General features: G+C 40.9%; 7 protein-coding genes, 1 tRNA gene and 1 pseudogene. 5 read left to right on the forward strand and 4 right to left on the reverse strand.

The window, feature by feature from the left end; genetic code table 11:
- The first annotated feature begins 50 nt into the window (after positions 1-50).
- Together ACGF5R_RS23270 and ACGF5R_RS23275 are read left to right on the forward strand one after the other, a co-directional pair.
- The gene (locus ACGF5R_RS23270; RefSeq protein WP_387692976.1) at positions 51-182 is read left to right on the forward strand and encodes a hypothetical protein; all 132 of its coding nucleotides are present in this window, start codon (positions 51-53) and stop codon (positions 180-182) included.
- 503 nt (positions 183-685) lie between these two features.
- Positions 686-952: a helix-turn-helix transcriptional regulator gene (locus ACGF5R_RS23275; RefSeq protein ID WP_011145309.1), complete on the forward strand. Its 267-nt coding sequence runs from the start codon at positions 686-688 to the stop codon at positions 950-952.
- Between the two features lie 115 nt (positions 953-1,067).
- Here ACGF5R_RS23275 and ACGF5R_RS23280 read toward each other — a convergent pair.
- Both ACGF5R_RS23280 and dnaQ read right to left on the reverse strand, forming a co-directional pair.
- Positions 1,068-1,144: transfer RNA gene (locus ACGF5R_RS23280), tRNA-Asp, on the reverse strand.
- Positions 1,145-1,273: 129 nt separating this feature from the next.
- On the reverse strand, positions 1,274-2,020 hold the full coding sequence (gene dnaQ / locus ACGF5R_RS23285; protein ID WP_112876829.1) for a DNA polymerase III subunit epsilon: 747 nt from the start codon (positions 2,018-2,020) through the stop codon (positions 1,274-1,276).
- A 57-nt stretch (positions 2,021-2,077) separates the two neighbouring features.
- On the opposite strand from dnaQ, the gene rnhA reads away from it, so the two are divergent.
- Positions 2,078-2,548, forward strand: coding sequence for a ribonuclease HI (rnhA, locus tag ACGF5R_RS23290; RefSeq protein ID WP_112876830.1), 471 nt, complete (start codon positions 2,078-2,080; stop codon positions 2,546-2,548).
- Here rnhA and ACGF5R_RS23295 read toward each other — a convergent pair.
- Positions 2,545-3,261 (reverse strand): class I SAM-dependent methyltransferase, encoded by a 717-nt coding sequence (locus ACGF5R_RS23295; RefSeq protein ID WP_112876831.1) that lies wholly within the window; start codon positions 3,259-3,261, stop codon positions 2,545-2,547. The genes rnhA and ACGF5R_RS23295 overlap by 4 nt on opposite strands.
- Before the next feature lie 42 nt (positions 3,262-3,303).
- Between ACGF5R_RS23295 and gloB the strand changes: the two genes are divergently transcribed.
- Both gloB and mltD read left to right on the forward strand, forming a co-directional pair.
- Entirely contained in the window at positions 3,304-4,056 is a 753-nt protein-coding gene (gene gloB, locus ACGF5R_RS23300; protein ID WP_112876832.1) for a hydroxyacylglutathione hydrolase, read from the forward strand.
- Positions 4,057-4,127: 71 nt separating this feature from the next.
- Positions 4,128-5,489: a murein transglycosylase D gene (mltD, locus tag ACGF5R_RS23305; protein ID WP_387692978.1), complete on the forward strand. Its 1,362-nt coding sequence runs from the start codon at positions 4,128-4,130 to the stop codon at positions 5,487-5,489.
- Between the two features lie 191 nt (positions 5,490-5,680).
- On the opposite strand, the pseudogene ACGF5R_RS23310 reads toward mltD, so the two are convergent.
- Positions 5,681-6,448, reverse strand: a pseudogene (locus ACGF5R_RS23310) (ATP-binding cassette domain-containing protein); the annotation flags it as partial.
- Positions 6,449-6,552: the final 104 nt, after the last annotated feature.

Genomic DNA, 6,552 nt, shown 5'->3' on the forward strand with positions numbered 1-6,552 from the left:
TTTCGGTCAGTTGTGTATAGGCCATAGTGCATTTTCCTTTGGCGAGAAAGATGCCTACTATAGCAACTGACCGCCCTTCTGAAAAATTGCACTTATTAGTCGAATCTGCCCAACAATATTATATACCCTATGGATTTCAAGATGCATCGCGGCAGCAAGGGAGAGAATCCCCGGGAGCATAGATAACTATGTGACCGGGGTGAGTGAGTGCAGCCAACAAAGAGGCAACTTGAAAGATGACGGGTATAAAAGCCAACTATAAATATATAAGAAATTTGATTATTACCACGACTCAACCAGATGATATATGGAATAGAATTTCGGGTCGTGGCTTACAAAAAATAAGCAATTTCACTGCATTTATTATGTGAATACAAAATCATTAATAAATTGTATGAAAAACAGAGTGAAAATACTCGTCAGAAATTATTAGTTATTTAAGTTATTAAACCAATAATATTTTTCAAAGAAAATAATAATACTCTTTACATCCAGAAAAAACACCTTCAATATATAGGTCATATTTTGCTATAAAACAATCGATACCATTATTCAGTATTATCTCCGATAGCCAATTCAATTAATCTTCATTGATAATCTGCACCTAATTACTACCAAACAGCAAGACATTGATAATTTATCTATTATCAATGTTTTTCTCACAATTAAAATTTGGAGATTATTCATGGATATTCAAGACTGGCATCCGGCAGATATTATTGCAGCACTGAGAAAACAAGGAACAAATCTTTCAGCCGTTTCCCGAAAAGCCGGATTAGCATCATCGACATTGAGTAATGCATTACATCGCCCGTGGCCAAAGGGAGAAGCATTAATTGCCACTGAATTGGGTTTACATCCATCGGATATTTGGCCATCACGCTATAAACCTGGTAAAGAAAATAAATTCCTAATAAGAATTGCAGAAACAAGCACTATAGAAAGCTGGTAGCGTCTCTATGTCTTATTTCAATGCAATTTCATCATTGTCTATTATCGAGAGATTACTGAATGATATAAGTACAAATGAAAAAGCCCCGGGCAACTACCCAGGGCTTCGGAATCTTTGGCGGTGCGGACGGGACTCGAACCCGCGACCCCCGGCGTGACAGGCCGGTATTCTAACCGACTGAACTACCGCACCGCGCAGTGTTCTGGTTGAGAACGAGGTGAATATTACGAATACAAGATCATTCCGTCAATATTTTTTATAACAAAGTGGCGCACCTGATCAACTTTTCACCCAAAAAGGTAATTTATCTGCAATTTTATATTAGCTTTGTCCAGAATTCATACGCCATAAACAGCTCCCGCCTTTCTTCTCCACTAAATCCAACCTGGATTCATGTGCCGCAAGCTCTTCATCCGTTGCATAAATAACTTTTAATGCCGTTTGAGACCGGGTAATACGCTGTATTTCAGAAACATTCTCACCGCCAGCAACCTCCCCTTCCATTGAAAAGGCAAGAGAAGTCTGCCCGCCTGTCATTATCAAATAGACATCAGACAATATCTCAGCATCGAGTAACGCCCCATGTAAGGTTCGTTTAGAATTGTCTATATCATAACGATCACATAACGCATTAAGGTTATTTCTTTTCCCCGGAAATAACCCTCTTGCAAGTTGTAAGCTATCAGTAATCTTGCAGAAATCCGCAGTTGGCGGAATATCACGATTCAGCTTGCCAAACTCATAATCGATAAAGCCGATATCGAAGGGAGCATTATGGATAATCAATTCAGCGCCGCGAATAAATTCAATAAACTCATCTACAATGTCAGCAAACAGCGGCTTATCCTGCAAAAATTCATCACTGATCCCATGCACTTCAAATGCTTCAGGATCGACCAATCTATCCGGTCGAATGTAGACATGAAAATGGCGACCCGTTAAACGACGGTTAACAAGCTCCACGGCCCCAATTTCAATAATTTTGTGTCCTTCATAGTGAACACCTAATTTATTCATACCAGTCGTTTCGGTATCAAGGACAACTTGTCGTGTAATTACAGTGCTCATAATGCCTTTTTGTGTCAGACTTAGGGTTTTGAATTGAATAAGAAGAGTCTACCAGATATGAGCAAACAGGTAGAAATTTTCACCGATGGATCTTGTCTCGGCAATCCGGGGCCTGGAGGCTACGGTGTGTTATTACGTTATCAACAACACGAAAAAAACCTTAGCGGAGGTTTTTATCGTACAACAAACAACAGAATGGAGCTCATGGCGGCAATTATTGGCCTGGAAACGCTGACTCGCCCTTGCAAAATTGTCTTAACCACCGACAGCCAATATGTGCGTCAAGGCATTACACAATGGATCCATAACTGGAAAAAACGCGGCTGGCGTAAAGCAGATAAATCTCCTGTCAGCAATGTCGATTTATGGCAGCGTCTCGATCAAGCCATTAGCCGCCATGACATTGATTGGCAATGGGTCAAAGGCCACGCCGGACATGATGAAAATGAGCGTTGTGATGAACTGGCCCGTGCCGCAGCAAACTCACCAACAGAAACCGACACGGGATATCTCGAAAATAGAGATTAATTACGCTTTCGGTAACATTTTGTTACGCCAACGGCATTGCCCAATTTAGGTTTTAATCGCGTCACTTTTCTCTGACTTAGTGTTAATGGCAGTGTGCGCTTGCGGGCAATAATCAGACTGACACAGCCTAATACAGACAAGTGCCGATTAGAAAAACCTGTTTCATTTCGCCAGGGCAATACTTGAAAGCTGTCACGATATACCACTTCATAATTAAGCAAGCTCAACCAATCAAGTTGGCGCATCATGGAAAACATCCGGCTGCAATAGGGTTGATGACGCCATAATCCCGGAACTAATTTCCCCAAACCAAGCAAACTCAATGAATTAAAACCACTGATAATGAGCCAGCCATCATCAATCATCACCCGGTCAACTTCCCGTAAAAGACGATGGGGATCAGCGCTGTAAGCCAGCATATGACTCAGTAAGCAAGCATCAACAGACTTTTCTTCAAACGGCAGATGGTAAGGATCGCTAATCACCTGCATATTCTTGCCTTCCTTACCTACATTAATCTGATTAAAAATTGGACAGACATTACTGTCAATTTCAGCACTCAAATTACCGACTTTCAACAGATGGAAACCAAATATTTTCGGCCACCAGGGTTGTAATTGGCGCTCCAAAGCGGCACGGTAATACTCCCCCCAAGGTAAATCAACCCAAGAAGCCGGGGGATTTATATTCTGTATTGTATGTGCAGATTTCATGGCTTCTTTTCCTTATAACCCGCTGTTAATAAGAGGTATACAATGGAGCTTATCAGCATTCCGGCCCTTTCAGATAATTACATTTGGTTACTTTGTGATGAAAATAGACATGTTGTAATCGTTGATCCGGCAGAGTCACAACCTGTTCTTGATACCTTGGAATCTCGCGGCTGGATACCCGATGCAATTTTACTTACCCATCATCATCACGATCATGTCGGTGGCGTCCCTGGAATTATTGATCAATTCCCTGAGCTACTAGTATACGGCCCAGCAGAAACCCAGAACAAAGGCGCCACCATAATAGTATGTGGCGGTGATAGCATCAATTTCGGTCACTTTTCTTTCCAGATCATCGATGTTCCAGGCCATACTCTGGGGCACATTGCTTTTTATCAAGCACCTTATCTCTTTTGTGGGGATACCTTGTTCTCTGGTGGTTGCGGACGTCTCTTTGAAGGCACCGCTGAGCAGATGTATACATCTATCGGAAAAATCGCTGAGCTGCCCGATGATACACTGATCTGTTGCGCCCATGAATATACCGTTTCTAATATGAAATTTGCTTATACTGTTTTACCCAATCAGACTATTAGCGAATACCAGCAAAAAGTAATCAGAATGAGGGAAAATAATCAACCAACAACACCAACCACACTACAAACTGAGAAAAAAATCAATATTTTCTTAAAATGTGATGATATTGATTTACAAAGAAATATTGGAATTACACCCAACTCTCAACCGCTTTCCGCCGTTTTCCGTCAACTAAGAAGACAAAAAGATCAATTTTGATTTAGAGAGTTGCTATATCAAACCAAGATAAGTATTATTGGTCGTCTTTTAAGCGACCATAAAAATTAATTATGAAGACAAAAGCGATTCTGTTCGCATCTGTCTTGCTGGTTGGCTGTCAATCAGGGCCTGATTGGTCGACGACAGCCGGACAACGGGCACAGAATTCGTCTTCAACGAGTCTAAAGACAGGCAAGATAGCAACTAATGATACCAATCAGCGTGCTGCCTACTGGGGAGAGGATGATTCTGGCGCTCAGCGTGAGCTGTGGGGATATATCCGTGATGAGTTGAAGATGAAGATCCCTGATAACTACAGGGTACGTGAACAACGAAATTATTACCTGAAAAACAAGAGCTATCTCCACGATGTAACTTTACGGGCTGAACCGTATATGTACTGGATAGTCAGGCAGATCAAGCAACGCGATATGCCGATGGAACTGGTATTAGTACCCATAGTGGAGAGTGCTTTTAACCCGCATGCTACCTCACGCGCTAAGGCCGCTGGTCTGTGGCAGATTATCCCGGATACGGGTCGCAATTACGGTCTTACTCAGGATAAATGGTACGACGCACGCCGAGACGTTGCCGCATCAACAACTGCCGCCCTGAATTTGTTACAACGCCTGAATAAAATGTTCAATGGTGATTGGCTATTGGCTATTGCTGCTTACAACAGCGGCGAAGGCCGTGTTATGCGCGCAATAAAAGAAAACCAAGTAAAAGGCAAGCCAACGGATTTTTGGTCATTATCACTACCAAGGGAGACCTCGCTCTATGTACCTAAAGTTCTGGCACTCAGTGATGTCATCCGTAACAGTGATAAATATGGCATTACGCTGCCAAAATCCAATAATCAGCGGGCGCTTGATCAGGTTGATGTCGGTCAACAAATCACGCTGTCTCAAGCCGCAGAACTAGCGGGCATGTCCCTGACATCAATTAAAGCCTACAACCCCGGGTATAAGCGAGGAGTGACATCGCCGAACGGTCCACATTACATCATGCTGCCAAAGGCAAAAATTGATCAGTTTAAAAACTCGCTAGCAAATAAAACAGTTCTGAGTAATATTCGTCAGGAAGTTGCTAAAAACAACCGCCAACTGAGCAAACAAAGCCAATATAAAGTTCGTTCAGGTGATACATTATCCGCTATTGCAAAACGGTTTAATGTTTCCACCCGTGAATTACAACGCATGAATAATCTGAAAACCGCCAGATTGTTGAAAATTGGACAAGTATTAAGGGTAAATAACGACAATGCCATTATTTACCGAGTCCGCCAAGGCGACTCAATTGCGAGTATTGCTAAACGTCACGGTATCAACATTAAGGATTTAATGAACTGGAACAATGGCATAAAAACAACAGAGTTCAAGCCAGGAATTGAGTTAACGCTTTACATCAATGAATATTATGATGAAGCTTAAAATCTTTTCCAGGTGGTATTTTACTGTTGAAATAACCACCACCTCCCCAAGAGGTGGTTTAAGGATGAAAATAATAGATGGCCCTCTTCTGGGGCCATTTTATTTATATCCAGTAGAATAAAGCTGAGATTGCAATATTCATAAAAGCCTCATGATTAATATCTGAATGTTAAACATACTATTACTCAATATTATGATTCCACATTAGACAAAGTTATCACCCGATCTGCACAGGCAATGGTCGACGGACGGTGTGCAATAATTATCCGAGTTATCGATAAAGCTGAAATCGCAGCATTAATAGAAGCTTCATTATCAATATCTAAGTGACTAGTCGCTTCATCCATAAATAAAATATTTGGGCGACGATAAAGGGCCCTGGCAATCAATAAACGCTGTTTCTGTCCACCGGACAAACTCCCACCTAACTCACTTAACATTGTTTCATACTTCATAGGTAATTTAAGAATATCTTGATGGATATTGCTCAATATGGCACATTTCTCAACCCATGTTTCGTCTTTATTATCATCGAAACCAGAAATATTTTCGGAAATACTACCAGAAAAAAGTTTATCTTCCTGTAAAACACAGGCAATATGCTTACGATAATTATTTAACCCAATATCCATGATATTGATATTATTAAAAAGAATCTCACCGTGAGCGGATTCTATTAATCCTGCCATTAATTTCATCAATGTCGTTTTGCCAATGCCAGAAGGACCAACAATAGCAACACTCTCACCAGGTTCGAAACAAAGATTGAGATTATTAATAATTGGCTTACCATATTCATCATATCGAAAAGTTAAATTCTTGACCTCCAAAGATGATGCCTTTTCTGGTGCCACAATACGACGTGATTCTTTTTGCTCTTCTGTTTTAGATAAAGCAATATCGGAAATACGCTCATTATGTAACGACAACATTCTGAATTGCAAAGCAATGTTAATTAACCTCAGCTTCGTTTAAAAATAGCGATATCACAATCCCGTAAATTCAAGCTCGGTTTTTTAGGTTGGAATGTATAAGCAATTAAGCCCGCGACGATTTCCAATAA

Origin of the sequence: Photorhabdus sp. RM71S (assembly GCF_042879355.1) — a bacterium.
Taxonomy (GTDB): domain Bacteria; phylum Pseudomonadota; class Gammaproteobacteria; order Enterobacterales; family Enterobacteriaceae; genus Photorhabdus; species Photorhabdus kayaii.

Bases quoted from the DNA above. Each gene is read 5' to 3' on its own strand.
- ACGF5R_RS23270 (WP_387692976.1), top strand. From the start codon at position 51: ATGCCTACTATAGCAACTGACCGCCCTTCTGAAAAATTGCACTTATTA.
- ACGF5R_RS23275 (WP_011145309.1), top strand. From the start codon at position 686: ATGGATATTCAAGACTGGCATCCGGCAGATATTATTGCAGCACTGAGA.
- dnaQ (WP_112876829.1), bottom strand. From the start codon at position 2,020: ATGAGCACTGTAATTACACGACAAGTTGTCCTTGATACCGAAACGACT.
- rnhA (WP_112876830.1), top strand. From the start codon at position 2,078: ATGAGCAAACAGGTAGAAATTTTCACCGATGGATCTTGTCTCGGCAAT.
- ACGF5R_RS23295 (WP_112876831.1), bottom strand. From the start codon at position 3,261: ATGAAATCTGCACATACAATACAGAATATAAATCCCCCGGCTTCTTGG.
- gloB (WP_112876832.1), top strand. From the start codon at position 3,304: ATGGAGCTTATCAGCATTCCGGCCCTTTCAGATAATTACATTTGGTTA.
- mltD (WP_387692978.1), top strand. From the start codon at position 4,128: ATGAAGACAAAAGCGATTCTGTTCGCATCTGTCTTGCTGGTTGGCTGT.